We start from the raw sequence: 25,532 nt of genomic DNA, 5'->3' as shown, positions 1-25,532 counted from the left end.
AAAGTTTTATTTATAGCGTAATGCTTTGTCGGATGCAAATTAGAACGTCTGTTCATTAGGGTTAAAGTATATCACCTCTAGGCCGGCTCGCCATTTCTTGTCAAAAGCATTGCAATCTTTGCTTTGTGCCCCGGACCCTCATGAGCGCGAAGGAACGCCAAGACCGTTAGACAGGTTCTCCCTCTCTTCGCGCGCCCGGCGTTCTTTTGCGGCTAACAATCCACTCTGCCCCCCTTGTCCGCTCCTTACGTCTTCATCGATCAGAATCTCGTTGCAATACCGGCGTGATTCCTGTCATGTTTTGACACCACACCACTATCCTCTTTCGCAGCAAAGATGGGGAAGCGCTCGTTGGCGCCGGGCAATTATAGGGAGCGGCGTGCTAGCAGGTGTGCTCCCTTTTGAGGGCGCGAATCCGGTCCCGCAACTGGGCAGCGCGCTCGAATTCCTGCCGCTCGACAGCGCGGCGCAATTGCTGTTCGAGTTGCTCCAGTTCAGATAGTGGCCGGTTCTTGCGGATTTGGGTGGCCAGCTCGCGCAGAGCGGTCAAGGACCGTTCCCGCTCGAAATTGAAGGTGTCATCATCCCGCTCTGCCAGCGCCTCGATTTTCTCGACGGCCTCGTTGGCCAGGCGCAGGGCGCGGTCATAAGAGCGCTTTTCCAGTTCCAGCATAATCGCCGCGCTGGAGTTGACCCGGACAATGTAGGGACGCCACTTTTCCAGAAAATCCTGGTCCTCCGGGCGCCGGGCGTAACGATGCACAAGGTCAAATACGCGCAGGTTGCGGGCCGTATCGCGAACCGTGCGCGCCCAATCCTTGAGCTGGAACAGCCGCACATAGCGGAAATAATAGAGCGTGCCCTCATTGAACAGTTCACCGCACTCGCGCGCTCCCAGCTCAAATTGCTTTTCGGCTCCGGCGGCCTTGGCTTTTTCCAGCCGCTGAAGATGATAATCAAGGGCCGATTCCATCCCATGGGGATGGGCCCCGTCGGGGCGGCCTTCCATTTCGTACTGCTCAATCCCGAGGGGTGTGCGAACCTGTAGAATCTCGCGTCTATCATCTCCGCGCGTCACCCGCGCGTCGTTGTCAGGGTCATAGGGCCAACCCTTCAGGAGTGGTTTCAAATCGACCGAATCACTCATCTTCGTGCTTATAATATGCGCCCATTTCCGCTCCCATTCAATGAAACTGCGGTTTGGGCTGGATATTTCATACTCGATTTCCGGTCTCATTTACACCGGGGCTTTAGCCCGGTGAACCGTCGTACGTATGATTCAGAAAAGTTAAGGTGAAGCCCTGTTGTGGTTGCGATCAGCGCTTAATGCCCATTAATCTGGGGGCGCGTTTATGCCATCAATACCGGTCAGCCAACTCATACCCGTGCTGCAAGTGGCCATTGGGCCGGTGATTCTCGTTTCAGGTATTAGTCTGCTCCTGCTGACGCTGACGAATCGTTTTGGCCGCGCTATTGATCGTTCCCGTCAGCTTGGCCGCGAGTTGCGTGAGGGAACCGAAGCGGAACGGCGGCGTCTGGAAGGGCAGGTTGCCATTCTTTACCTGCGCGCCCGGGTCATCCGGCTGTCGATCATCATGGCGGCGCTGAGCGTGCTGCTGGCGTCGGTCTTCATCATCGTGCTGTTCGTCGCCGCTCTGATGAAATTGGAAGTCGGATTTATTATCACCGTCCTCTTTATTCTTTGCCTCGTTTCACTAGTGGTTTCGCTGGTGGGCTTCATCCGCGACATCCAATTGTCGCTCCAGGCGCTCAAGCTCGAATTGGCCAGCGGCGGCTAGTCGCCCAGCAGTTTCTTGAGTGACTCACGGGCCTTGGATTCGCGCCCCGATTCCTGCGCTGGCGGCGCGAATTCGCGGCGAACCATCTCGAAATACTCACAGTAATTGGCGAGATGCTTTTCGGACACCGGTTCGGCGCGCGGGTCGCGGCACTGCTGGGCCGCGCGCGTATCGTAACTGGCGCAATTCAGGCAGACCTTCAGGTCCGAACCGCAACGATGGCACGTCTCGGAGCGCCCGGGCGCGCCGGGCAGCTTGTACTCCATGCCGCACTTCCAACAATGTCGCGTCATTGCCATGCGGCGAGAGTAGCCAATCCGGCGCGTTTAGCAAACCGGTTCGAATCTCGGGATGGCCAGCACTCAGGACAAAGCAGCGCCGGCGTCATCGCTGGCGGGTTCGGCACACATCAACCGGCTTAGGGCGCCGCATCCAGAGCTTTTGCTCGGCGAGCCCGCGCAAGAAATCGCTGCATTAAAGTAACCTCCTAAACAGGCAAAAAGCCGCCTGGGACCGGTCCCAGGCGGCATGAGAAGCCAGTCGGCCTAAAAATTGTAGATGAGGTTGAGCGCGAGGGTGACGTCGTTTTTTTCTCCTCCGGGATCGGCAGCGGTTCCGCCGAATGGCCTGTCCCCGGTCAGGCTGTGGTCCCAGCGCACTTCGACTCGGCTGATGACATTCTTCCAGAGTGAATAATCCAGTGTCCCAGTCAGCTCCATCAACTCCGCGTTGTGACTGGTCGCAGAGGGAGCGTACCAGAATCCGTTGCTGGCGCTGGTGTATTCTGCCCGGCCATACAGCTTCAACTTCTCGGTTGCTTGGTACCCGATATAAAGGGTGGTGACATTGACGTATTTGCTCTCGGTGTTGACCCCAGGGGAAAAGGGCAGGTCGGGACCATCTGTATAATCGTATGAGGCCCCAACCGTGAGCCCTGCGACAGGAGTCGGCGCTGTAGCGCTCACATTCAGGCTAGTGATGTGGCCCGAAGTCGGCGTGGTTCCCGAGTCCCCGGAGGCATTATTCAAGCCATTGACAACCGTAGCGCTGAGCGTCGATCCGCCAAGGAACCCGAAGCCATTGGTTGGGGCAGTGAGCGACGCCATCGCCATGTACGTCTTTTCGGTCTGCGACACGATCCCGTTATCCCGCACCGCGCGCCAATCAATGCCGTTATTGACTGTATTGGCCACACCCGCCATTAAGGATAGAATAGGATTGACTGTGTAGCTGAATAACACACCGGTGTGGCTCGCCGGTTCTTGCGTCCAGGCATACGAACGGCTGTAGTTAGGATTCAGCCCCGCGTCAGGCTGCTCATAGCCCCCGATGTAATTAAAGTGGCCGATCTTAATGTCAAGTCCGTTGCCAAGCGGGGCATGAAGGTCCACGTAGGCCTGCTTCACCGCGAAATCGCCGCCAGCGCCAGCGATGTTCGGAGCGGACGTGTTAAACCCCACCGCATCAGGTCCGGCCCAGAGCTGAACCAAATACCCCGCACCCCAATCGCCTTCCCCCACGGGTTTGGCCAACGTCAGTGAGACGACATCCAAGTTGAAACCGTCCTGCTTTGAGGCCGGTCCATCGAAAGCGCGGCCTGGGATGCTGGCGGTGCTTGTGCCTGGGTCCCAGATCATTGAGGTATTCACATACCCACTTAGCGTAGTTGCTCCAAGAGCCGTCAGGACCGAAGTCGGCTTCTCCTCTGCGTGAATCACTGTCGGCAAACTGACAACACCGGCTGCGAGCAAACCTAACGTCCATCCATTCCTTTTCATGATTTGATTAGTTCGTTTTTTATTTTGGTTCCTGCATGGCATTCGCACGAGCCCAGTTGGGAGGGAACTGCGATTAGCGATGACTGCCAGAAGGCAGATAGTATGCCAAAACGCCTTTTGATATACAATATTCTGCAAATGAAGAACTTACATCTGAGTAATCAATTCCGCTCACGGCCTTTCCCCGCCCTTTCTTGCGCGTTGTGGTCAAAAGACGACATCAGGAATCAAGACAAAAAAAAGCCCCTCCCGGCTATTCGGGAGGGGCTTGGCGTTAAACCCGCTCAGAATTTGTAAACAATATTGGCCGCCAGCAAGAAGGCATTCTCGCGAGTCGGCGTGCCCAGCTCGGTGCCGCCAAAAGCTAAGCCATGTTCCACATGGTCCCAGCGGAATTCAACACGGCTGAGCACGTTTTTCCATAGGTCGTATTGGACTGTCAGCGTGGCAGCGTCGATTGCGTTCTGGGCATAAGAAGGCCCTCCGACAAACGCCAGGCCTATCGCCTGATCGACGTCGCCTGTAATCCGTTCAACACGGCCATGGAAGCTAAGCTTCTCGGTGGCTTGGAAGGAGGCGTACCCAGCCAGGGACCAGACATCGGCCTGAAGTTTCGAGCCGGGGCCGGCAGGGGCCGTATCCATATTTAGCAAGTCCCATGCTGCGCCCAGGCGCAAGCCGGTGACTGGTGTGGCGATGGTGCCGCCGACATAGGCGTTGAGAGTAGGCATCGCCAGGCCGGGATTCCCCAGCACATTGTTGTTGAATCCATTAACCACACCTCCATACAGCGTTGAGCCAGACAGAAAACCCATGCTCTCGGGCGCGGTTATCGCCACCGAACCCATATACGTCTTATACGACTCCGAATAAGGGTTCACCGGTTGGACCGGAGCGAAGGCGCGACTATCAATGGCCGGTCCGATGGTATTGGCAACACCGAACGAGGCGCTCAGCATATCACAGAACCGGTAACTGGCCAGCACGCCTGTGTGCGTTTGCGGCTCGATCGAGTGCCCGTATGACCTTGTAAAGTTCGGGTCGTCAGGGGATGCTACGGATTCATAGCCGATAATGCTGTCAAACACACCGACTTTGAAGTCCAACCCGTTTCCCACAGGCGCCCGCAACGCCACATAGGCCTGCCGAATAGCAAAATCCCCGGGAAACGCTTTCGAACCCCCGCCGAACACCGATTGAGTCCCGAGCACGTTGGCGTCTGGGCCGGCCCAAAGGTCCACCCGGTAACCAGCCGCCCAATCGGATTCATCCAGCGGCTTTTCAATCCTGAGTTGGACCACGTCCAAGTTGAAGCCATCTGCTTTACTTGGGGAATTGAACTTATAGGGGGCCACGTTGGCGTTGCCGGTGCCAAAGTTCCATTCAGCAGACGTATCGACGTAACCACTTAATGTTGTCGAGCCTAACGCGGTCATCACCGTGCTTGGCTGTTCCTCTGCTCTCACAACCGAAGCCAGGCTGACTACCCCGGCCGCAGCTAAAACTGCTGTCCATTTATCGAATCTCATTAGTTCCTCCGAACGTTTGGTTAATCTGTTCTGACCTTGCATCTAACAAGAGGGTAAAACCGGTTTACCCTCGCACCACCACCGGTGTGCTTTTGCGCAATAGATAGCAAAAACCGGTTCTGTGACAACTACTTTTCTTCCCGAATCGGTACAGGGATTGTACGGACTTGGGGCAGCCAAACGAGCAGCCCCAGGTCGCTATTGATTCCTTTATACTTGCCTAAGAGACTGAAGACCAATTTCTTAAACCTTAGATGGCCCAATGAAAACCTCGCCTAATTGATTTTTTGCGCGCCGGAATACGCGAAGTATCCGCAAAAATCAGGTGATTTCCGATATTTCGAGTATTCCGCGCTTTAATCTGTTCTCTGGCGTTTGGCCCTGGAACAGACCCTGCTATCATTCTGTTCCGAATGTTTATCACACGACGCATGAGCGATTTAACCGGGGACTATTCCCATTCATTAACCTGATTTTCTATGTCTTCCTTCGTTTACGTGGCGCGCGAAACCGGCTCCGGTCGAGAAATCCGCAGTTCGGTCGAGGCGGGGAGCGAACAGGCGGCCATTGCTTCCTTATTGAATCGCAATCTCCTGGTGGTCTCCATTCAGGAAAGAATTGGCAAAAAAGGCCGCACCAGCGGTGGCCGGGTCGCCTTGGCGGACCTTGTCATCTTCACGCGGCAATTGGCGACCATGATTGATGCCGGGCTGGCGATGGTGCAGTGCCTCCAGGCCCTCGCCGAGCAAACCACTAATAAAGTGATGCGCGATGTTATCAAAGACATCTGCACCCGCGTCGAAGGCGGCGATAGCTTCTCCGAAGCGCTCCAAAAACATCCCAAAGCCTTCAGCCGCCTTTATGTCTGCATGGTGGCGGCAGGTGAGAAAGGCGGTCTGCTCGCGGAAATCCTCACGCGCCTCGCCGTTTATCTCGAAAACAGCGCCCGGCTTCGCAAAAAGATCAAGTCCGCGATGATGTACCCCACTGTGGTCACCGTTGTCGCCATTCTGATTACCATCTTCCTGCTGGTCAAAGTCGTCCCGGTCTTCGGCGAGATATTTAAGAGCTTCGGCGCCAACCTGCCCGCTCCAACTCAAAAACTCATCGATATCAGCCATTTCGTCCAAAAGTACATCCTCTTCCTCCTGGTCGCGGGCGGCGCCAGCGTTTATGGCTGGTTCTATTTCATCAAAACACCCGTTGGCCGCAAGTTCTGGGATACCTACCGCATTCGGCTTCCCGTTTTTGGCTCGATTGCCCATAAAATCTGCCTCGCCCGCTTTACCCGCACCCTGGCCTCCCTGGTGCGCAGCGGCGTGCCTATCCTCGAAGTCCTCCAAATTGTTTCCCAGACCGTTGGAAACGTTGTCATGGAAAAGGCCATCCGCACCGCCGCCACCGACATCGAGCGCGGCGAGAGCATCTCGACTGCCTTGGCCAAACACCCGATCTTCCCAACCATGATCATCCGCATGGTCACCGCCGGCGAACAAACCGGCAAAATCGATAACATGCTTGAACGCATTGCCGATTTCCTTGATGAAGAAATCGAGACCACCCTCTCGGGCCTCACGGCCCTCATCGAACCCATCCTCATCGTCTTTCTGGGCGTGGTCGTCGGCGGCATGGTCATCTGTATGTTCCTGCCCATCTTTAAAATGCCCGAAATCGTCAGTGGCCGCGGCCGGTAAGAGCCAGCGCTACTAAGACTACGGCGAGGGTCCTCTCCCGGCCCCTCTACTCTTGCGAAGGAGAGAGTGGGAAGAGCGAGCAACGCTTACAGGTTTGGCTTTGACAAGTTTCCGACAAAGTTTCCGACAAAGGGAGATGTTCCACTAAACTGGCGCATCGAGCTTGGAAATTCCTCCACCCTACGGTCTTGTCCCCATTGTGACCTGAGCCTCGCGGTTTAGATTCTCACATCGTTAAAAAAACGGCGCTGAGTGGTGTCGCTTTTACTTCAACTCAAACAGTAAGAAAGGCAGGTTTATGAGAAAGAAATTACTCAGTATTGTCGCATTGTGCGCCGCATGCGTGGTTTGGCAGGCGCAAGGGCAAGGTTCAACCGAGCCATCGACGGGCAATTCCACCAGCAGTGGCAACCCCGGTGCCAGCGGCGGTTCCTCGCAAAATTATGGCGGATCGTCCAGCAGCCAGGCAGGTTGGCAAGGCATGCATCATCGCATGGGGGCCATGAGCGGCCCGGAACAGCGGGCCAGTCAATTGACCGGCGCCCAGGTGAACGGCGCCTCCGGCCAGACTCTCGGGACCATTAATGATGTCCTGATCAATCCCGCTTCTGGCCGGATTGATTTCGCGGTCATCTCCCTCAATGCCTCGGCTGAAACGGGCGCTGCGGGCGCTCCGGCCGCTGCGGGCGCTCCGGGATCAACGAGCACATCGGGCGCGACCAGTTCAACCTCAACATCAGGTGAGAAACTCGTCGCCGTCCCATGGCCCTTGTTGCGGCCTTCCAGTGCCGCAGGAGCTACCAGCACGACTGTAACGAGCGGGACTGCGGGCGCCCAGACAACCTTCGTGTTTGCGGGCGATACCAGCAAACTGCAATCCGCTCCTTCATTCAGCCAGGCTAACTGGCCGGATATCTCCCAGCCAAGCTGGCGTCATAGCATCTTCTCGTACTTCGGGATGACGCCCGGCGCCGCGACCGGCGCAGCCGAGTCTCCTGGAGGAACCAGCGGAAGCAGCTCGAGCTATCCTGGTAGCAGCGGCTCCCAAGGAAGCAGCTCGACCCCAGGTTCCAGCAGCGGACACTAACACACAGCAGCGGACCGGGTTCGTTTCCCGTCCGCCAGCCCTTTTCGGGTAGCGGAGAGCTGAATCAACGGGATCAGGGCGCTTCAGCCTCCGCTGCTTGATTTTCATTCCGTTCCCAATTGAACAGTTTACCCCCTCAGGACGGGGGAGGTGTTCGGTTGGCTGACAATTTCGATCGGCTCTATTCTTCTCAGGTCTGCCACAATCCAATCGGGCTGATGCCTCTTCAGCTCGTCCAGGCTGGCGCCGCCGGTGGCCACCGCGAGCACCTGGGCTCCGATGGCCCGTGCGCAGCGTATATCCAAAGGTGTATCGCCAATTACCAGGACCTGCTCATTGCGCAAGTCCTCGTTCAGGAGCCGGCATCCGCGCTGGCGGGCAACCACCGCGATTTGATCGCGGTCCTCGTGATCATCCGCAAATGCCCCGGTTTCGAACAGGTCCCAAAGCTGGAAGTGGCGCAATTTGATCTCCGCCCCCAGCCGGATATTGCCCGTCAACAGCCCGAGCAGAGGTGGTTGAGGCAGGCCCTTCAACCCATGTAACAGTTCCCGAACGCCCGGGCAGACCCCCGTTTTGCTCTCTCGCAAGATTTGGTCCAGCCAAAATACATACTGCTCGAAGAACCGCTCGAAATTCGCTCGAGTCGGGGCTATCTCGTGAAAGCTGAAGAACTCGCGCACGAGGCTGACATCGGTCCGGCCGGCGAATTTTAACTGCTCGAATCCGTCAGTAGCTCCGAATTCGGTTGCGAAGACCTTGGCGAACGCCTTGACCCCTGCTCCGCCCGTGCGGACCAGGGTGCCATCAATGTCAAATAAGACGAGGCGGACCATGTGCGTCCCCCCAGGATAGGATGCGGTCACATCCCAGGCAATGCTGATTGCTTTTGGCCTGTGGCCCTTATATAATCAGCCCTCAATGATTTAACCGGTGTCGAGCCTTGCCGTGAGGAATCCGCGCGGCGCTGTACCGGTAGGCACGCCGCCAGATTGAGAAGAGAATAGATGAATCGTTCCGTTGCATGCTGGGGGTTTTTATTGACACTGGCTCTGAGACCGCTGGGCGCTCAGACCATCACCAGCTTTACGCCCACCGCCGGCGCGCCGGGGGACCTCATCACGCTGATTGGGAGCGGGTTCACCAGCGGGGTCTCTATTTATTTTTGGAATGGAAAGCAAGCGAGCGTCCAGTTCATCAGCAGCGACAGCTCGATGACTGTTTATGTGCCAGCTAATACCACAACCGGACCCATCGGCATTCAAGGCCCGGGCGGTTCCGCCTACACCGCCGATGACTTTCTTGCTGTCGGCCCGGGTCCCTATATTTCGGGTTTTTCGCCGGGCTACGGCGCCACCAATGACCTGGTAAGCATTAGCGGAGTCCATTTTGCAGGGACAGCACCCAAGGGGGTAAGTTTCAACGGCGTGGCTTCGAGTGATGCGGTCGTGAGTGCGGACGGCACCTCGATTGATGTCCATGTGCCGTATGGCGCGACGAACGGGCTTCTGCGAGTCACCAGCGCAACTGGGACCACTAACAGCCCGACCGCGTTTACGGTGGTGGGGCCGGGGCCGTTTATTACCGGTTTTTCGCCTGCAATGGGAACCGCAGGCCAGCAGGTGTTCATCAGCGGGATGCATTTCACCGGCGCGACCGGCGCCACTTTTAACGGAGTTGCGGGCGCCGGTTTTGCAGTCCGTTCGGACACCCAGGTCCAGGTCAATGCCCCGGGCGGAGTCACCACCGGGCCCATAGCGGTCAATTCGCCCTTGGGTAACTTTGTTACCAGCTCTAACTTTTTTGTGCCTCCGGCCATCACGAGTTTTACTCCGGCAAATGGGCGGGCCGGGACCGAGATAACAATTAGCGGTTCTAACTTTTTAGGCGCCACAGCCGTGAGGTTTAATGGGACGGCTTCGAGCAATTACACGGTTCTCAATAACAACAGCATCCACGCCGCTGTGCCGGGCGGAGCCACCACGGGACTCATCCGCGTCACCACGCCCTCCTTTTCGACTTTCTCGACGAATAATTTTGTCGTGCAGCCCTCCATTTTCGGGTTTAGCCCTTCCTTTGGAGCGGTCGGTTTGAGGGTGACAATCACCGGCGCGAATTTCAACGCCGCGAATCTCGCGGTGAGTTTCAACGGCACGCCGGTGCCCTCTGGTTCGATCAGCGGCATCACATTCGGTCAGCTCACGGCCTTGGTTCCCGCAGGGGCGACCACCGGGCCTATTACCGTTTCCACCATTGACGGCAGCAGCACCAGCTCGAGCAACTTTTTCCTGCCTGCCATTGTCAGCGTATTTAGCCCGACGAATGGGCCGCTTGGCACGCGTATCAAGATCACAGGCCAGAACTTTATTGGAGCGACGGCTGTGTCCTTTAACGGCGCTGCCGCAGCTTTTACCGTAACCAACAACACGACCGCCGGCGCAACAGTGCCCGCGGGCGTTACTACCGGCCCCATTTCCATCACCACGCCCGCAGGTTCCGCCGCCAGCGCCAATTTGTTCTATGTGCCGCCGATTATCAGCGGATTCAATCCGACTCACGGCTTGCCAGGAACTCTGGTCACAATCAACGGAACAAATTTTCTCGGGGCGACTGCCGTGCGGTTCAGCGGCGTGAGCGGGAAGATAAATTCGGTGAATAACGGGCAGATAGTTGCGGTGGTCCCTGGCGGGGCGCAGACAGGCCCGATAACCGTCGAAGCGCCCGGCGGCGCCAATAGCAGCGCGGCGGATTTCGTTTTGGATTATACAAGTGATTTGCGGTTGAGCATTACCGACGCCCCCGACCCGGTGCCGATGGGCAGCAACCTGGTGTACACATTGATTGTCGTAAACCAGGGGCCTTACGACGCGCCCAATGTCCAACTCACCAACACTCTGCCGGCTGGGGCCGAGCTGAACTCCGCAACCACATCCCAGGGGAGCGTCAGCACGACGGGCAATCCAATCCTGGCCAGCCTGGGCGCCATACCCAATGGGGGGGCGGCAACCGTGACGCTGTCCATCTCGCCGCCTGTGGCGGAGACGCTGGTGGATGGCGGCAGTGTCGGGAGCGACTATACGGACCCGGTGCCGGCCAACAATATAGCGACCATCACAACCAGTGTCATGCCGCTGCTGTCGGTCAGCGTGGCAACAAATCAACTGGTGCGCCTTTCCTGGCCGACTAATTTCATTCATTTTGTTCTGCAATCCGAAAGCGGGGTGGCCGCCGGCTACTTCTGGTCAAACGTGGTGAGCTTGCCGGTGGTCTCGAACAGTTTGGAGGTCGTCACCGAGACGAACCTCGCATCCTCGCGCTTCTACCGTTTGCGCCGGTAGGCTGGAGTTGAAGCGCAAAGCCAGGTAAACGCGAAGCGTCTTGGACTGCGCCAGTCCTCTGCCGCTTTGGGATGTCTTACCGTTCCCACCATTTCCACCCACTCAAATACGAGTCCAAACGCGGGGGGGAACCTTGAGCGCAAGGTTAGTCCCAAAAGCGCTAGAGGACTGGCCTCAGTCCACGACGCTGGCGCGCGGATTTGGGGACGTTCGGCTAAACTATCGGGGCTGCCGCGAAAGCGGGATGAAAAAGAGCTTGGTTCGCTTTCCTCGCGCGTCCGAATGGGACTGATAGAGGCCGAAGAAGACGGAAACCTCTTTTGAGTTCCGGTCCGTCCGGTGACGGTACAAATTCCATAGCAACGATTGGCTCGACGCGCCGCTGCGCGGGTCTTTCTCGGCCAGCCAAACCGACCATAAGGGTGAATAATCGCGCTTGATTTTGTGACTGCCCAGAACGAAGGGCTCGAGTGGCGCAAAGACCTGCAAGCGGGAATTGCCGTTGAAATCGCGGTCGCGAATGAAGAAGGGCCAGAGATAAACGGAGCGATGCCCGGAGTGGGTCTCGGTATTCCGATCGAGGGTGTTCGAGTAGAGGAAAAAGAAAAGGCGCGTCCGGCGCCGGTCCAGGGGCGGCAGGTTGGCGCGGTTGTATTTGTAAACAGGCCAGAGATAAAAATTATCCTCCAGGGTGGGGCTGTGGGCGCGGCTGAAGAGCGGCCAGACCCGGTGGGTGGTTTTGCCTTTGCCGTGGGCAAACACGACTAAGGGCCAGGGGGCGTCCCACTCGCGATACTCTTTCTCACGATCATCGACATGCGAGAAGAAGGGCCACAGGACGGTGGTCGAGTCGCGGCGGGGGGAGCGTTCAAAGCTGTAGAGGGGCAGGACGGCTTGTTGCCAAACGGGATTGTTCGTCCCGATGCCGTCATGATTATTAAAGAAAATGGGCCACAAAACGAAGAGATGGTCGAATCCGGCGACGGTTTGGGTTTCATTGAAGCCGTTGGTGACGGTGGTGACAGTTTTGTGCTCGTGGCCGACGACTGGCCAGAACTGCCACCCCTTCAGGCCCGGTCCGTGATGCAAATCGAAAAAGGGATAAACATAATTGTCGGTCACAACCCCTTTCTTCTTTGTTTCTGAAAAGAACGGGAACATCACAAAGAATATTTCGTCTTTAAAGAGGCGATGCTTGAGGTGGCCATAAAAGGGGGCCAACGCGGTGTAATCCTCCGCCGGGTCCGATGACCGTTGCTGAAAGTAGAGGGGGAACAGGGTAACACGCCTTCTGAGAGGCTCGTTGGGCGACGGGCCGCTGGCGAAGCTCAATACCTGGAAGAATTGCCAGCGGTACTGCTCGCCGTAGCGATCGTATGTCAGGATTGGATAGAAAAAGTCGAATTCGGTGAGGTCGATGGCAGGGTCCCGGGTGTACGAAAGCAGGGGAGGCAAAGCCCAGGTACTTTCAGACTCCTTTTGCTGGTGATAGAACAAGGGGCCCAGAACTTCAGTGCGGTAACCGGAATCGAGAGTTAGTTTAGAATCATCGAATAAGGGCCCGGCTTGGAGGGGGTCCTGACCCCAAGCCCAACCTGGGGGGCAGGCGATCAGGAACAGGAGGCAAAGGCTCCAGCCGGCCATCAAAGATAAGGCGCCTGATAAGGCCTGTCGCCGCACCAACCTGCTCCCGTAGTGCCGACTGGCACACCGCTGTATCGCGGATAGGCAATCCGTCGCCGGGCCATTCATCGAACGGCCTTCGATGGAATCGAGTCTTTGGCCTGCAACAGCCCGTTTGCGATAACGTTATCGCTACTCGTTTTTGGGTAGAAAACCGCCCATTTCATTTCAAAATTGACAAAAACACGCGTTTGCCTAATCTATTCTCATACTTGAGGTTTTAGACCTCGGTTCCTCTCGACCCGGTGTCGATCGTGCATTGTTGACACTGGGTCGTTTTGTCTCCTGCGGTTGCCTTGTCAGCAGATTTAATAAAGCAGGCAGAAAAGTCAGGCCGGCAACCATACAAGTGGCCAAGCCGGCAGCCATGACGTAACCGAGGCTTTGAATGCCCTGATGTTTGGCTAAAATCAAGCTGCCAAAGCCGGCGATGGCTGTCAAACCCGAGACGAGAACGGCTTTACCTGTGCTTCGGGCAAGGATGTTTGGGGTTTGCTCCTCGGCATAACGGTTGAGGATGTGGATGCCGTTTGTGACCCCGATGCCGATGACCAATGGCAGAGTCATAATATTGGCGGGGTTGAGTGGCACACCGAGGACACCCATGAGGCCGCCAAGCCACAAAAATCCGACGCCAACCGGGACCAAGGTCAGGGCCAATGAGAGCGGGCTCCGGAAGTGGATCAAGACCAGGATGACAATGGCGAGCAGAGAATAGCGAGCCGCTTCCTCGTAACTGCGTTTAAGGAGGTCGGTGTAATAAAAAAGCTGCACGGGTGTCCCGGTGACATTGGGGTACACGGCCTGCAACTGCTCGATAAACTCCTTTTGGTTGGGCCGCTGCCACACATCCTTTTTGGGATAGACCATGAGGAGGTACTTGCCGGTGACACCGATGAAGCGGTCGCGCAGGGATTGAGGCAGGTCCTGGACCCGGAGGCGCGCGCTGTTGTCCTGGGCCTTGAGCGCCTCGAAGGTCTGACGGACATCGTTGAACAGGGCCTGTTGAAAGGAAGCCAGCTTTAGGGCAGGGTTTTCAAGGCTGGCGACATCGTCGCTGAGCATCTCTTTGCGGAACTGGCCGATGGCGTCCTTGAGAGAAAGAAGCTCTTTAGCCAGGGTGGGCTGGTCGTTTTGGACATCGTCGTAAGCGGCGCCGAGGTAGCCTGAGAGATAATAGAGGGTGCGGCTTAGCTCGGGAACATCCGCTGGCGAGGTGTCAGGGGGAGAGAAAGAGATGCCGGCCAGGGCAGCCTTGATGTCGCCGATGATAGCGAGTTTGCGCGACTGGTCCTCGGTTAATAAGGAGGCAATGGATTCGACGTTGGCGACGGAAGGGAGTTTCTTGATTTGCTCCTCGAGAGTAACAGCCTGCTGGAGATTGGAGGCGATGACGGCGCCGAACAGGACGGATTTATCAGCCGAATCAATCAGCTTTTGCTCGAAGACGACGGCGGGGAGCCCCGCGCTTTGCATGTGGAGCAGGTCATAATCGAAATAGACCTTGTGAAGCTGGGTAGCAGCGGCGATGCACAAGGCCAGGGTGATGGCGGTAACGAGGACGGGGCGCTGGAGCCACAGGTTCTCGATGCGGGCCCGGCGTTCAGCGAGCTGCGGGTGTTCCTGATCGATGACGTTTTGTTTTCCCCTGAGCAAGAGCACCGGCAAGATGGTCATCATGGGAATGAGACAGACCAGCAAGCCGCCGCCGCAGATGATGCCCATCTCCTGGATACCCTTAAAATCGGTAAAGGCCATGGCCAGGAAGGCGCCGGCGGTGGTAAAGGCGCCGGTAAAGATGCCTTGCCCGGTATAAACCATGGCCTTGACCAAGGCGGCGTGGTCGGAGCGGCCCTTGCGCAATTCCTCCTCGTAGCGCGAGATGAGATGGACGCCGTAATCGATAGCCAGGCCGATTAGAATGGGGACAAAGGTAATCGTCAGAATATTGAGATGGCCGACAGCGAGTGTGGCGAAGGCCAAGGTATAGCCCAGCCCGATAATCAAGCAGAGGGTGGCCTTCACGGGGCGTCCAGTCTCCTGATAGCCGTAGATGAAAATCAGGGCGCAAGCCAGCAGCGACACGATACTGGCCACGGTGGTGTCCTTCTCCGACTGGGCCATTTCATCGTGTTCGAGGACGGGCTCGCCCGTGATGCCGACGTTGAGGCCGGGGACTTCGACTTGGGTTTGAGCGACCAGCTCCCGGAGGCGCTCGACGGCCTGGGCGTTGAGTTCGTCCCGTGGGGCTTGGGCCGTGACGAGGTAAATTTTTCCTTTGGCAAAGGTGATGTAAATCTGCTGTTCGGCATCTTCGCCGGGGCTAAAGAGGGCGTTAATTCCGGGAGAGGGGGGGGTGCCGGGCCGGAGGAGAGAAGCGCTGGCTTCAGAGACGATGCGTTCCAAGGCGGGAAAGGCCTTGATCATGGACTCCGTATCGGCGTCCTGCTCGCGTTTAGCGGTGCGGAACTGGGTGTTGATCATGCTAAAGAGCGAGACCAGGTTTGTGGTGTGGGTGAACTTCTGGATAAAGGGCCGATAATCGATGAGGGTCTTTTTCAGGTCGGCGAGGTCGGTTTCGGGGACAAAGAGGAGGGCCTTGGAGCCGAGCATCTTGAGGTCGCCTTTGTAAAAGACATCGTGAAAGCTCTTGGTGTCGGCTTCGAGCTTGGCGCCCAAGCGCTCGACGAACTGGCGGTTCTTGTCCGGGTCCTCACTCTCGACCACCACCACGAGGTCGTCCTGGGTGGGGAACTCCTTTTTGAAGCGGAGAAAGTTCTGGTGGTATTTTTTATTAGCGCCGACGAGGTTGCTGCGGCTGGTATCGAACTGGAGATTTTTGACCGTATAGCCGACGCACAAGACGAACAGGGCCAATTGGGGATAGACAAAAAGCCAGCGCCGGCGGAACAAAGCCCCGGCGAGCCAAACCAGGGCGCGCGCCACCAGGCTGTCTTCGGTGAGGCGTTTGATCTTCATCAACTCTGGACCTTGGGGCGGTCCTCGGGGAAGAGGGCGTTGGAATAGACCTCTTTGACGTCGTCGTGGTCTTCGAGAGCGTCCAGCAGCCTGTTGACGGCCGCCGCTGCTGAATCATCTTCCAACGGGACGCTGATAGTGGCCAACTCGGTAATCTCGGCCACAGCGGGCTTGATGCCTTTGGCCTCGATTTGTTTATGAACGGCTTCAAAATGGGGTGGGGCGGTGAGAATCTCGTAGCCTTCGGGCTCGGCTTTAAAGTCCTCAGCGCCGGCTTCCAAGGCAATTTCCATCAACTGATCCTCGCCGGAGGCCTCGCGGGGCACAATGATTTGGCCTTTGCGCTGAAACAGGCGGCTGACGGAGCCTTGGGTGGCGATTGACCCTCCATTTTTTGTGACGATGCTGCGGATTTCAGAGGCCGTGCGGTTCCGATTGTCGGTGGTGACTTCGACCAGCACGGCGACACCGTGCGGCCCGTAAATCTCATAAGCCAGGTCCTCGAAATTGACGGCCTGCCCGCCGCCGGTGCCCTTCTTGATGGCCCGCTCGATGTTATCATTGGGCATGTTGGCCGCCCGGCATTTAAGCAAGACCATGCGCAGGCGCGGGTTCATGGCGGGGTCAGCCCCGCCCAGCTTGGCGGCAATGCTAATCTCCTTGCCGAGCTTCGAAAAAATCTTTCCGCGCTTTGCGTCGATAGCGCCTTTGAAATGTTTTACCTTAGCCCATTTGCTATGTCCGGCCATAACGAATCGATTGGTTCACAAAAACTTGGAGCCGAGCCCGAGCTGGCGCCTGCCTGGCGGGCCGCATTTGGCCGCCGCGCTCCATCCTCCTGTATCAGACTGTCCCTGGCGGGGAGCTCATTGCAGGATACCTCTGGCTCATACCCGCCGCTATTGAAGCGCAAAACGAGACTTGGAAAAAGCTTTTTCGCCTTCGAGGGGGCTCGATGTTTGAGAGAGGTCCTGTTTTGTGTGGGAATGGGGGAATGGAGTGACGGAGTGATGAGACCGCAGATACCGGCGCGCGCTGCAAGCGCGCTGCATACCAGCCGGGGGCAACGCCGCGGGAAAAGCCAACCTCACCAGATTCTTGCGCATTGAAAGGCCCGGGATGTCGCCATTTTCATAAGCTGTCACGATGGGGTTGGTGATCACGATTCCACCGCACCAAGGCGGCCTCAGTCGTGTCTTCAAAAAGAAGGTACACCTTAGGCGATTTATGGCTGTCCGCCACAAAGGCCTGCAAAGCGATCCCCTGTTGATGTTCGTTGCTGACGCATTGAATCTGATGCGCTCTTGCTTTAGCTCTCAAAAGAACCGGCGCCATGAGCGCGGCGAGCAGTGCGACGATGCCGATTACGACCAGCAACTCAACCAGAGAGAAGGCGTAACTACACGGCTTTAGTGGACGTGCTCGGCTCATGTTGCTGAGAACCCGGCTAAGGCCGCTTTGTTTCCGCCCAGCGTCCGGGCTGGGGTCATACCAAACCTGCTTCGGCGCGGTCAGGACTTGTCGAACGACCCTGCTCTGGCGCTCCGGGCCACTGGCTCAGCAATGACAGCAAGGCGTAAACCCGAGTCGTCAACAGCCAGTGGTTCGCCAATTGAGTCCTCATGATCTTCTATTCAGTTGAGCCAGGTTCCTGAACCCGATTTGACCACGGGCAACATCCCACACGGCAGGGATGTCATCAATACCGAACAAACGAAGAAATCGGCCAATGAATCGAAACGCATGAGTTCCTCGACCCGTTGTGCGAAAGCGATGGAGGTGGAGCTTGGTGCCATCGGTCCACAGCAACTGATCGGTGATGAGAACAGGTCCGTCGGTGTTTGAGCGAAGCACGAAGCCAATGAGGATCAAGGCAGGCAGCAACATGACGAAAAGCACACACGCGAGCGTGCGCTCCACTAATCCGACACACCAGTTGGGCAACTGACAGTTCACAAGTGATGCTTCGGCGAACACCCGGCCTAAGCGGCGCGGGGTCTACGGCTTCCGATGGCAGACGGCACGCGCCATCCCGCGTCCGCTCCAGACCGCTTGTTGAGCGCGCGTGTATGGGAAATTATCATTTGAGTTTCTTCAACCCCGCCAGCGCCATGCGGATGCGATGGTCCGAGCGGGGGTCAGGACCGGCCGCAAAGCCAGGGGCCGGATACGCTCTGTCTATGGTCAGCGAGTTTGTGAACTCTCGAAAATCAACCAGGATGGTCGGGACGGCCGTTGAGGACGACGAGAGCATCGTGCCAAAAGCCCCCAAATAAACTCGCTGTCCGTCCGCCATGACGACGAAAGGCGCCCCCCAAACCGAGGGTTGTGGCAAATGCGGCAGCGCCTCTCGTTTCACGAACATTCTGTGGCGCGCAAAACCGTAGCTGAGGATGTCGGCGGCAGAAAGAACCGGTTCCTTGGCCAGCGGGAGTGTAGCCAACTCTCCAAGCGTCGCCGGACCCCATGGCTTGTCCGCCGTGAAGGCGACCAGGTAAATGCCGAACGAGTGCGGCTGGGCCTCGGCTGGACGCGTCGTCTCCTTGGGCGTGCCGGTGCAGGCAAGAAGGATGCCGGCAACCACAATTACGCTGAGATGCTTAAGCCTCATACAGTGCGGCTGCGTTTAACGGTCCGAACCAGCGAGCCCGCGCTCATGGCTATTGACATGCAAGCGTGTCACAATCGCGGGCTTCGTTGCATTCGGTTTGTTCGGCAGCGCATCCATCGCTCCTCAAAAAGGCGTCGTCATGAATTTCCTCACGAACAGTTTTCTGGAGATTTGAGCGCGGACTCCCCCTTGTGGAGAGGAAGTGGCCGCCGAGCCCGTCTCCCCGTCGGATGTAATAATGGCAAGGTTGATGCGCCCATCAGGTTGCGTGTTTAGCAATTCTTATGCCGATTTTGACAATTTATTGAAATAATTTCGACAAAATTTCGCCGCCAAACGGGAAAATCGCGTTTCTGATGGTCCGTACTATATAGAGCGATTGTGGGATCACAGCCGCCACAACTGAATGTCGAAAATGCGAAATAGTCGGAAATTTGGCGCTCGTTTCCTCTGGAACAGGTTTTGTGGCCCTATACATAGGGAGAGATCGTTCTCTCTCGGCCTTGGCGCCCTCTGCTCGAATGGCGCTGAAACCGCATTAAGGCCGAATAAAGGTAAATCAAATCAAATTCAACCAGATGAAGCCAATTCGCGGATAAAAGTGCTCCCCATCCCTCCGAAAATCCGGTCAACTCGGCAAAGAAACGGTAAAATGAATCCCATCGTCCCATCCCATTCCTCCCATTCCTCCCATCACTCCCATCACTCCCAGCCCCAGTCACCAAAAGTAACCAACAGACACCAATAGACACCAATTCGCGTATAAAAATGAACCCCCTTGCTTCCAACTTCCTTCCATCGAACCGCCCGATTGCAGAACGTCCTAATCCTGCCGCTCCAGCGCGACGCCGCTCGCTGGCGGGGGGGGGAGGCGAATTGTTGTGGTTCCGCCCCCCCGTGTCGCGCCAAACCCAGCCTCACCGTCAAGACTAGTCATGCCAGGTCAAGGTAAAAAAATCCCGGTGACGACTAAACATGACCATTCCACTTATGATTGCGTTCGCGACTTGAAAAACCCTGCCTGGTTGTGTCGCCTTTCGCAAGTTGCTGGCGTTCTTTGCGCGGAAACCTGAATTGTTGGAGGCAGGTCAGACTCCTACACACGGTGGGGATTGACGTTGGTTTTGGGGGGCTCGATTAAGCGGAGGAACTGTTCGATGCCGGTGATGAAGAGGTTGGTGTCGGCGAGGGGATCATTGTGCCTGCCCTTGATTTCCCAAAGGAGTTTGGGTTGGAGACCAGCGGCGAAGTTTTGTTGGGCATGATGGAAGGCGACCAACTCGTCCTGAGGGCTGTGCAGGATGAGGACCGGCCTTTTGAACTGGGGCAGTTTCCGGAGCGTGTCATAACGGATTCGCGCGAGGCGTTGGACAGGGAGCCACGGGAACAGCTCGGCGCCGAGGGCAGGCAGACTGGTGAAGGTGCTTTGGAGGATAAGCCCGGCGGTTTCGAGGCGCAGTCCCAACTCGGCGGCCACGCCGCCGCCAAGGGACTCACCATAAAGAAGGATGGAGCAGCCGGCGAAGCCCTTTTGGCGCAGCCACTCGTAAGCGGCCATGCCATCGACGTAGGTGCCTTCCTCGCTGGGCCGGCCCTGGCTTTGGCCGTAGCCGCGGTAATCGAAGAGGAAGACGTTGAGGCCGGTGGCCAGGAGGGCCTGGGCGGTTTGGAGGCGATGGCAAATATTGCCGCCATTGCCGTGACAGAACAGGAGGGCCAAAGCTGCCCGGGGTGAATTGGCATTGGCTGGAAAAAACCAGCCGTGCAAACGGACGTTATCGCGCGTGTGGAAGAAGACGTTTTCGAAAGGGCGGCCCAACTCGGAGCCGGTCGCAAAGGAGAAGCGACTGGGCTGATAGACCTGGCGATGTTCGAACCAGCGCAACATTACGGATGCTTCAGTAATTCCGAAGAGCCTGCCACACTCCGGGCGCGCGCGCCAGTTGACGGCTTTTGCCCCATTGGTATGGAGCCTCCGGAGTCCTTGGCCAATGACAAGGCCGGTTCTAAACCTTTGCAGGCGAGGATGTAAGGGGTCTCTTGTTGAGCAACTTCCGGGATGAAACAAAGGCGGCAGGCAGGCAATCTTTGTCCGGCTGGCCTTGGGGCTTCCTGGGCTGCATCTCATTTGAAACATCATTTGACGTGTGGTTTTGAATCATGCTAGGCTGGTTGTCATGACACCGGCTGAGGACATCAAAGTTGTCGTCAAGGCCGACAACGGCATGTACCTGGCGACCACCCCGGATGGTTTGGGATTGTCCAATGAAGTCTATGGCGCGGTCCTCTTCGATTACGTCGATGACAAGGTAGAGGAAAAAATCATCCAGCTCCGGCAACGCCACGGCATCATTCTCCAAGCCGTGCCGCTCAAGATGGAGGATGTTCTGGAAACCTGCGACCAGTGCGATGAGAAGCTTGTCCCCTTGAAGGCCTTCTTTGACGGAACGCAATTTCTTTGCCCCAAGTGCAGAGCAGGGTAGAGGGGCCGGTGTCAGGGTTTTGAAATACTAGGAATTAGCGTTCCTATCTTCGTTATCTTTGACAGATACAGGGTTGCCCGGGCGAGGAGTTTTCTTTATCTGTAAGTCCCTCGATGCGCCATTCCTTAACAACCGAGCCAATGAAGCACTCAATCAGCCTATGAACACCGCCCCTATTCGTGTCGCTGTCACCGGCGCCGCCGGTCAGATTGGTTATTCTCTTCTCTTTCGCATCGCCTCGGGGGCGATGTTCGGCCCCGGGCAGCCGGTGGTTCTTCACCTGCTGGAGATCGAGCCGGCCCTGCCCGCCCTGGGGGGAGTGGTGATGGAGTTGGAGGACTGCGCGTTTCCGCTGCTCAAAGGAGTGGTGGCTACGTCCAATCTCAATGAGGGCTTCGGTGGCGTCCACTGGGCGCTGCTGGTGGGAAGCGTGCCGCGCAAAGCGGGGATGGAACGCAAGGACCTCCTGGGCATCAACGGGAAGATATTTGTGGGCCAGGGCCAGGCGATTCAAAACAACGCTGCCCGCGACGTGCGTGTGCTGGTTGTGGGCAACCCCTGCAACACCAATTGCCTCATCGCCATGAACAATGCCCCCGGTTTGCCTCGCGAACGCTTCTTCGCGATGACACGCCTCGATGAAAACCGCGCTAAATCCCAACTGGCCAGGAAAGCGGGCCTGGACGTGACTGCCGTCAGCAACGTGGCAATCTGGGGCAATCATTCCTCGACACAATTCCCTGATTTCTACAACGCAAAGATCAATGGCCGGCGGGCCACTGATGTCATTTCAGACGAGGCCTGGCTCAAAGGCGATTTTATCAGTTCCGTGCAACAGCGGGGAGCGGCTATTATCAAAGCGCGCGGGGCCTCCAGCGCCGCCAGCGCCGCCAACGCCATCGTCGAGAGCGTCCGCTCGATCATTCAACCCAGCCCCGCGGGCGATTGGAATAGTGTCTCTCTCTGCTCGGATGGCAGCTACGGCGTCGAGAAGGGGCTGATCGCCTCATTCCCCACTCGCAGCAACGGCGCAAAAGTCGCGGTAGTTCAAGGCCTCGAGCTCAACGAATTCAGCCGGGCCAGGATTGACGCTACGGTCAATGAACTCAAAGAGGAAAAGAGCCTTGTGTCAGACCTGCTCCCAAAGTAGCCCCGGGCTCAACTGACTGCCAGAAGCGAGACCCTCTCACCCTTCCGGTCGCGGGCAATGCCGTTGGCTTTGGGATCAAGCACCGGCCTGCCATCGACCACGAAAATGTACTGGTGATGCCCGTGGTGCAGCGGCACCTCCACCAGCCAGGCCCCATCCGGCTGGCGTTTCATCGGATGCGCCCCGGGGTTCCAACCGTTGAAGTCTCCGGTTAAAAAGACCTCGCGGGCTGAGGGGGCAAGACAGACAAAGTGAACGGGCTTCGCCATTCGTTTGGCGGAGTAACGATCGGGAGCAAACAGAGGACTGGCGTTATGCATGGAGAACAACTTAATTTTACAACTTTCAATTCTTTCAAGCGGCCACAAAAAACCGCATGGAGAGAAAACCAAGACCCGCCTGGCAATGCAAGGTCAATTTTAATTAAAATTCGCTCAGCCAACGATTTGAGGCAGCTCAGGCTCTAAAGCGGAAGTGGTTCGCGGCGGCGGGCCTTACTGGGGCGACGGTGGGATGGACTACACACAGAGGGACCCCTCTCCCCGGCCCTCGCCCCTTCGGAAGGGGAGAGGGAGAAGCATCGGCAAATTCGAGATGTAGTTCATGTTACGGACTCCTCAGGTAAAGCGGCACGAGCGCGGAAAAAGACAAAGTGCCGCCTTCCAGGCGATGCCAGGCGCGGAGGGACCGGTTGTAGATTAGTATTCATCTTGGAGGCTATTTGGTGTAAACAGCGGGAAAGATTAGAAACGATGAGTGGGACGAAGGTATTGCTGATCGAGGATGATCCCGGGATTGTCATGACGTTGCGCCGTGTTCTGGCAGACGAGGGTCACCTCGTTCTGGTAGAAACAAGGGGTGATTCCGGGCTGAAGCGCGCACAGAGCGATGATGCAGTGGAAGTAGTATTAACTGACATGAAATTGCCCGGCCTGAACGGCCTCGATCTGGTTCGGGAGCTTCATTCGGCCAAACCGCGGCTGCCCATCATCCTGATGACGGCGCACGGCACAACGGAAACCGCTATCGAGGCAACCAAGAGCGGCGCGTACGAGTACCTGCTCAAGCCCTTCGAGATGCCGGAACTGATTACATTGGTCGAGCGGGCCATTGCCAGCAGGCGGTTGATGACCGGAGCAGTCGCATTGGGCGCTGCCGGAGAAGCGCGCGAGGCCCTGGTCGGCAACAGCCGCGTCATGCAGGGCATCTACAAGGAAATTGGCCGAATCGCCTCCAAACCGGTCAACATCCTCGTCCGAGGCGAAACCGGCACTGGCAAAGAGCTCATCGCCCGGGCCATTTACCAGCACAGCGATCGCGCCAAGAATCCTTTCATTGCCATTAATTGCGCCGCCATCCCGGAGACCCTGCTCGAAAGCGAACTCTTCGGACACGAGCGCGGTGCTTTTACCGGGGCCGAAGCCCGCCGCATTGGGCGCTTCGAGCAAGCCGACCACGGCACGATTTTTTTGGATGAAATCGGGGACATGACCCCCGGGACACAAGTCAAGCTCCTCCGGGTGCTCCAGGAAAAAACTCTTCAACGGCTTGGCGGCAAGGAAACCATTGCGGTGGATGTCCGTGTCATCGCCGCAACCCATCGCGACCTCGAGTCTGCTATCCGGGAAAACCAGTTCCGCGAAGATTTGTATTATCGCCTCAGCGTGGTCGTCATTCACTTGCCCCCCCTGCGCAAACGGCCCGAGGACATACCCGAGCTGGTCAATTATTTCTTGTGGCGTTACGCTGCCGAGCTTGGCGTACAAAGCCCCTCGATTCAGCCCGAGGCGGTTGAATTTCTGCGCGAGCAAAACTGGCCCGGCAACGTGCGGGAATTGGAGAATGTCGTGCGCAAGGTGCTCCTGTTGGCACAGGGCTACACCATTGGGATGGAACATGTCCGCGCCGCCCTGGCCCGCAACGGCCTCCCGGTCGAGGCGGCCAGCCAGACTCTGCGCGATTACGTGGGCCAGTTGCTGGCTGCGGCAGAACGGGGCGAACTGGCCGATATCCACTCGCGCCTCTTACAGGTGGCCGAAAGAGAACTGTTCAGCCAGGCCATCGAGCTGGCCCAGGGTAACCAGGCCAAAGCTGCCCGCTGGGTGGGTGTTTCGCGGCTGACGATGCGGGAAAAGCTCCTCCAGTTTGGCATCCATCCGGCAAAGGCGTAAAATCCCCAAATTTCAACTTCCGCTTCTTCCATCACTTACCTGGCTTGCCTTGCAGAACCGTTCGATTCGTTCCAAGCCCTTCTCGATATTCGCCATGCTGGTCGCATAGCTAAGCCGGATATAATCATCGGCGCCAAAGGCAATTCCTGGGACCGCCGCCACCTTCTCGGCCTCCAGCAAACGGGCGCAGAACTCGGTGGATTTGAACCCCGTTTTCGAGATGTTGGGGAACAGGTAAAACGCGCCTCTGGCATTGACGCAGGAAATCCCTGGAATGCTGTTGAGCTTCTGCCAGGCGAAGGTGCGCCGCCGGTTGAACTCGGCCAGCCAGACTTTCAGATGATCCTGGGGGCCGGTCAGCGCGGCAACGGCGCCCTTCTGGGCGAAAGAAGTCGGGTTGCTGGTGCTGTGGCTTTGGACCGCATCGATGGCCTTGGCAATGGGTTCAGGGGCCGCGCACCAGCCCAGGCGCCAGCCAGTCATGCTCCAAGCCTTCGCAAAACCGTGAACAATAATCGTATGCTCCAAATGAGCTGGGGAAAAACTCGCCACGCTTTTGTGCGTTGCCCCGTCGTAAAGCAGGTGCTCGTAAATCTCGTCGCTCATGATGAGAACGCCTTTCTCCACGCAGACGTCTCCCAGGGCTTTAATCTCTTCGGGCGTATAAACAGTGCCTGTGGGGTTGCTGGGTGAATTGAGGACAAGCAGGCGCGTGCGCGGGGTAATGGCCCGGCGCAACATTTCGGGTGTGAGCTTGAACTCGGTCTTATCGGTCGTCTCGATAATCACCGGCTTGGCGCTAGCCATTTTCACCATCTCAGGATAGCTCAGCCAGTAAGGCGCTGGGATGATCACCTCATCGCCCTCCTCGCAGGTGGCAAAGATCACGTTGAAACAGGAGTGTTTGCCGCCGCACGAGACGATGATTTGAGAGGGTTTGAAAGTAAGCCCGTTCTCGCGTTTGTGCTTATCGGCAATCGCCTGCCGCAGCTCGGGGATGCCCGCTGCCGGAGTGTATTTCGTAAAACCTGCCGCCAGGGCTTTGGCTGCCGCGTCCTTGATGTGCTGCGGCGTGTCAAAATCCGGCTCGCCGGCTCCAAAACCAACCACGTCCTGCCCCTCGGCCTTCATCTGCTTGGCCTTCGAATCAATGGCCAGGGTCAGCGACGGTGAGAGCGCAGCAGCGCGATGTGAAATCTTATAGTTCATGTCCGCTGAGACAAATAGCAC

At 57.3% G+C, this 25,532-nt stretch carries 21 protein-coding genes; 7 read left to right on the top strand and 14 right to left on the bottom strand.

The features are described from left to right. Nucleotides 1-382: 382 nt before the first annotated feature. Nucleotides 383-1,147, bottom strand: coding sequence for a UvrB/UvrC motif-containing protein (locus tag VG146_21920; protein ID HEV2395017.1), 765 nt, complete (start codon nucleotides 1,145-1,147; stop codon nucleotides 383-385). Between the two features lie 205 nt (nucleotides 1,148-1,352). Here VG146_21920 and VG146_21915 point away from each other — a divergent pair, with 205 nt between their 5' ends. Further along, the gene (locus VG146_21915) at nucleotides 1,353-1,799 is read left to right on the top strand and encodes a DUF2721 domain-containing protein (GenBank protein HEV2395016.1); all 447 of its coding nucleotides are present in this window, start codon (nucleotides 1,353-1,355) and stop codon (nucleotides 1,797-1,799) included. Here the strand turns inward: VG146_21915 and VG146_21910 are convergent. The 3 genes from VG146_21910 to VG146_21900 all read right to left on the bottom strand — a co-directional run bounded on the left by VG146_21910 (nucleotide 1,796) and on the right by VG146_21900 (nucleotide 5,106). Further along, complete coding sequence (locus VG146_21910; GenBank protein HEV2395015.1) at nucleotides 1,796-2,098, bottom strand: hypothetical protein; 303 nt, start codon at nucleotides 2,096-2,098, stop codon at nucleotides 1,796-1,798. The two genes, VG146_21915 and VG146_21910, sit on opposite strands and share 4 nt — an antisense overlap. Nucleotides 2,099-2,344: 246 nt before the next feature. Further along, entirely contained in the window at nucleotides 2,345-3,577 is a 1,233-nt protein-coding gene (locus tag VG146_21905; GenBank protein HEV2395014.1) for an outer membrane beta-barrel protein, read from the bottom strand. Nucleotides 3,578-3,861: 284 nt separating this feature from the next. Then, a complete protein-coding gene (locus VG146_21900; GenBank protein HEV2395013.1) occupies nucleotides 3,862-5,106 on the bottom strand; it encodes an outer membrane beta-barrel protein in 1,245 nt (414 codons plus the stop codon). Between the two features lie 479 nt (nucleotides 5,107-5,585). Here VG146_21900 and VG146_21895 point away from each other — a divergent pair, with 479 nt between their 5' ends. Together VG146_21895 and VG146_21890 are read left to right on the top strand one after the other, a co-directional pair. Further along, nucleotides 5,586-6,800, top strand: a complete 1,215-nt coding sequence (locus VG146_21895; GenBank protein ID HEV2395012.1) for a type II secretion system F family protein — start codon at nucleotides 5,586-5,588, stop codon at nucleotides 6,798-6,800. A gap of 298 nt (nucleotides 6,801-7,098) precedes the next feature. Next, nucleotides 7,099-7,887 carry a PRC-barrel domain-containing protein gene (locus VG146_21890; GenBank protein ID HEV2395011.1) on the top strand — a complete coding sequence of 263 codons (789 nt, stop codon included), beginning with the start codon at nucleotides 7,099-7,101 and terminating at the stop codon, nucleotides 7,885-7,887. A gap of 128 nt (nucleotides 7,888-8,015) precedes the next feature. On the opposite strand, the gene VG146_21885 is transcribed toward VG146_21890, so the two are convergent. Beyond that, complete coding sequence (locus tag VG146_21885) at nucleotides 8,016-8,753, bottom strand: HAD family hydrolase (GenBank protein ID HEV2395010.1); 738 nt, start codon at nucleotides 8,751-8,753, stop codon at nucleotides 8,016-8,018. Nucleotides 8,754-8,894: 141 nt separating this feature from the next. On the opposite strand from VG146_21885, the gene VG146_21880 reads away from it, so the two are divergent. Beyond that, complete coding sequence (locus tag VG146_21880; protein ID HEV2395009.1) at nucleotides 8,895-11,225, top strand: IPT/TIG domain-containing protein; 2,331 nt, start codon at nucleotides 8,895-8,897, stop codon at nucleotides 11,223-11,225. 219 nt (nucleotides 11,226-11,444) lie between these two features. Here VG146_21880 and VG146_21875 read toward each other — a convergent pair whose 3' ends face one another. The 7 genes from VG146_21875 to VG146_21845 form a co-directional block, all read right to left on the bottom strand. Next, complete coding sequence (locus VG146_21875; protein HEV2395008.1) at nucleotides 11,445-12,869, bottom strand: hypothetical protein; 1,425 nt, start codon at nucleotides 12,867-12,869, stop codon at nucleotides 11,445-11,447. Nucleotides 12,870-13,103: 234 nt separating this feature from the next. Then, nucleotides 13,104-15,887: an MMPL family transporter gene (locus VG146_21870; GenBank protein HEV2395007.1), complete on the bottom strand. Its 2,784-nt coding sequence runs from the start codon at nucleotides 15,885-15,887 to the stop codon at nucleotides 13,104-13,106. After that, entirely contained in the window at nucleotides 15,887-16,636 is a 750-nt protein-coding gene (locus tag VG146_21865; protein ID HEV2395006.1) for a YebC/PmpR family DNA-binding transcriptional regulator, read from the bottom strand. Before VG146_21865 ends, VG146_21870 begins: the two co-directional genes overlap by 1 nt. A 382-nt stretch (nucleotides 16,637-17,018) precedes the next feature. Continuing rightward, entirely contained in the window at nucleotides 17,019-17,318 is a 300-nt protein-coding gene (locus VG146_21860) for a type II secretion system protein (protein HEV2395005.1), read from the bottom strand. A gap of 203 nt (nucleotides 17,319-17,521) precedes the next feature. Continuing rightward, nucleotides 17,522-17,683 (bottom strand): hypothetical protein, encoded by a 162-nt coding sequence (locus tag VG146_21855; protein HEV2395004.1) that lies wholly within the window; start codon nucleotides 17,681-17,683, stop codon nucleotides 17,522-17,524. Nucleotides 17,684-17,967: 284 nt separating this feature from the next. Beyond that, on the bottom strand, nucleotides 17,968-18,498 hold the full coding sequence (locus VG146_21850; protein HEV2395003.1) for a hypothetical protein: 531 nt from the start codon (nucleotides 18,496-18,498) through the stop codon (nucleotides 17,968-17,970). A gap of 1,096 nt (nucleotides 18,499-19,594) precedes the next feature. After that, the gene (locus tag VG146_21845) at nucleotides 19,595-20,386 is read right to left on the bottom strand and encodes an alpha/beta hydrolase (GenBank protein HEV2395002.1); all 792 of its coding nucleotides are present in this window, start codon (nucleotides 20,384-20,386) and stop codon (nucleotides 19,595-19,597) included. Nucleotides 20,387-20,675: 289 nt separating this feature from the next. Between VG146_21845 and VG146_21840 the strand changes: the two genes are divergently transcribed. Further along, nucleotides 20,676-20,981: a hypothetical protein gene (locus VG146_21840; protein HEV2395001.1), complete on the top strand. Its 306-nt coding sequence runs from the start codon at nucleotides 20,676-20,678 to the stop codon at nucleotides 20,979-20,981. A gap of 160 nt (nucleotides 20,982-21,141) precedes the next feature. After that, entirely contained in the window at nucleotides 21,142-22,131 is a 990-nt protein-coding gene (locus VG146_21835; GenBank protein ID HEV2395000.1) for a malate dehydrogenase, read from the top strand. 8 nt (nucleotides 22,132-22,139) lie between these two features. On the opposite strand, the gene VG146_21830 is transcribed toward VG146_21835, so the two are convergent. Then, complete coding sequence (locus VG146_21830) at nucleotides 22,140-22,451, bottom strand: isoamylase early set domain-containing protein (protein ID HEV2394999.1); 312 nt, start codon at nucleotides 22,449-22,451, stop codon at nucleotides 22,140-22,142. Nucleotides 22,452-22,883: 432 nt separating this feature from the next. Between VG146_21830 and VG146_21825 the strand changes: the two genes are divergently transcribed. Then, entirely contained in the window at nucleotides 22,884-24,302 is a 1,419-nt protein-coding gene (locus VG146_21825) for a sigma-54 dependent transcriptional regulator (protein HEV2394998.1), read from the top strand. Nucleotides 24,303-24,314: 12 nt separating this feature from the next. On the opposite strand, the gene VG146_21820 is transcribed toward VG146_21825, so the two are convergent. Then, on the bottom strand, nucleotides 24,315-25,511 hold the full coding sequence (locus tag VG146_21820; GenBank protein HEV2394997.1) for a pyridoxal phosphate-dependent aminotransferase: 1,197 nt from the start codon (nucleotides 25,509-25,511) through the stop codon (nucleotides 24,315-24,317). Nucleotides 25,512-25,532: the final 21 nt, after the last annotated feature.

It is taken from the genome of Verrucomicrobiia bacterium (assembly GCA_035946615.1).
Lineage (GTDB): Bacteria > Verrucomicrobiota > Verrucomicrobiia > Limisphaerales > UBA8199 > DASYZB01.
Note: the sequence above shows the minus strand (reverse complement) of the source record. Positions and strands in the feature narration are given on the sequence as shown.

Coding starts and splice junctions, on each gene's coding strand:
- VG146_21920 (HEV2395017.1), bottom strand. CDS start 1,147: ATGAGTGATTCGGTCGATTTGAAACCACTCCTGAAGGGTTGGCCCTAT.
- VG146_21915 (HEV2395016.1), top strand. CDS start 1,353: ATGCCATCAATACCGGTCAGCCAACTCATACCCGTGCTGCAAGTGGCC.
- VG146_21910 (HEV2395015.1), bottom strand. CDS start 2,098: ATGGCAATGACGCGACATTGTTGGAAGTGCGGCATGGAGTACAAGCTG.
- VG146_21905 (HEV2395014.1), bottom strand. CDS start 3,577: ATGAAAAGGAATGGATGGACGTTAGGTTTGCTCGCAGCCGGTGTTGTC.
- VG146_21900 (HEV2395013.1), bottom strand. CDS start 5,106: ATGAGATTCGATAAATGGACAGCAGTTTTAGCTGCGGCCGGGGTAGTC.
- VG146_21895 (HEV2395012.1), top strand. CDS start 5,586: ATGTCTTCCTTCGTTTACGTGGCGCGCGAAACCGGCTCCGGTCGAGAA.
- VG146_21890 (HEV2395011.1), top strand. CDS start 7,099: ATGAGAAAGAAATTACTCAGTATTGTCGCATTGTGCGCCGCATGCGTG.
- VG146_21880 (HEV2395009.1), top strand. CDS start 8,895: ATGAATCGTTCCGTTGCATGCTGGGGGTTTTTATTGACACTGGCTCTG.
- VG146_21875 (HEV2395008.1), bottom strand. CDS start 12,869: ATGGCCGGCTGGAGCCTTTGCCTCCTGTTCCTGATCGCCTGCCCCCCA.
- VG146_21870 (HEV2395007.1), bottom strand. CDS start 15,887: ATGAAGATCAAACGCCTCACCGAAGACAGCCTGGTGGCGCGCGCCCTG.
- VG146_21865 (HEV2395006.1), bottom strand. CDS start 16,636: ATGGCCGGACATAGCAAATGGGCTAAGGTAAAACATTTCAAAGGCGCT.
- VG146_21860 (HEV2395005.1), bottom strand. CDS start 17,318: ATGAGCCGAGCACGTCCACTAAAGCCGTGTAGTTACGCCTTCTCTCTG.
- VG146_21855 (HEV2395004.1), bottom strand. CDS start 17,683: ATGGCACCAAGCTCCACCTCCATCGCTTTCGCACAACGGGTCGAGGAA.
- VG146_21850 (HEV2395003.1), bottom strand. CDS start 18,498: ATGAGGCTTAAGCATCTCAGCGTAATTGTGGTTGCCGGCATCCTTCTT.
- VG146_21845 (HEV2395002.1), bottom strand. CDS start 20,386: ATGTTGCGCTGGTTCGAACATCGCCAGGTCTATCAGCCCAGTCGCTTC.
- VG146_21840 (HEV2395001.1), top strand. CDS start 20,676: ATGACACCGGCTGAGGACATCAAAGTTGTCGTCAAGGCCGACAACGGC.
- VG146_21835 (HEV2395000.1), top strand. CDS start 21,142: ATGAACACCGCCCCTATTCGTGTCGCTGTCACCGGCGCCGCCGGTCAG.
- VG146_21830 (HEV2394999.1), bottom strand. CDS start 22,451: ATGCATAACGCCAGTCCTCTGTTTGCTCCCGATCGTTACTCCGCCAAA.
- VG146_21825 (HEV2394998.1), top strand. CDS start 22,884: ATGAGTGGGACGAAGGTATTGCTGATCGAGGATGATCCCGGGATTGTC.
- VG146_21820 (HEV2394997.1), bottom strand. CDS start 25,511: ATGAACTATAAGATTTCACATCGCGCTGCTGCGCTCTCACCGTCGCTG.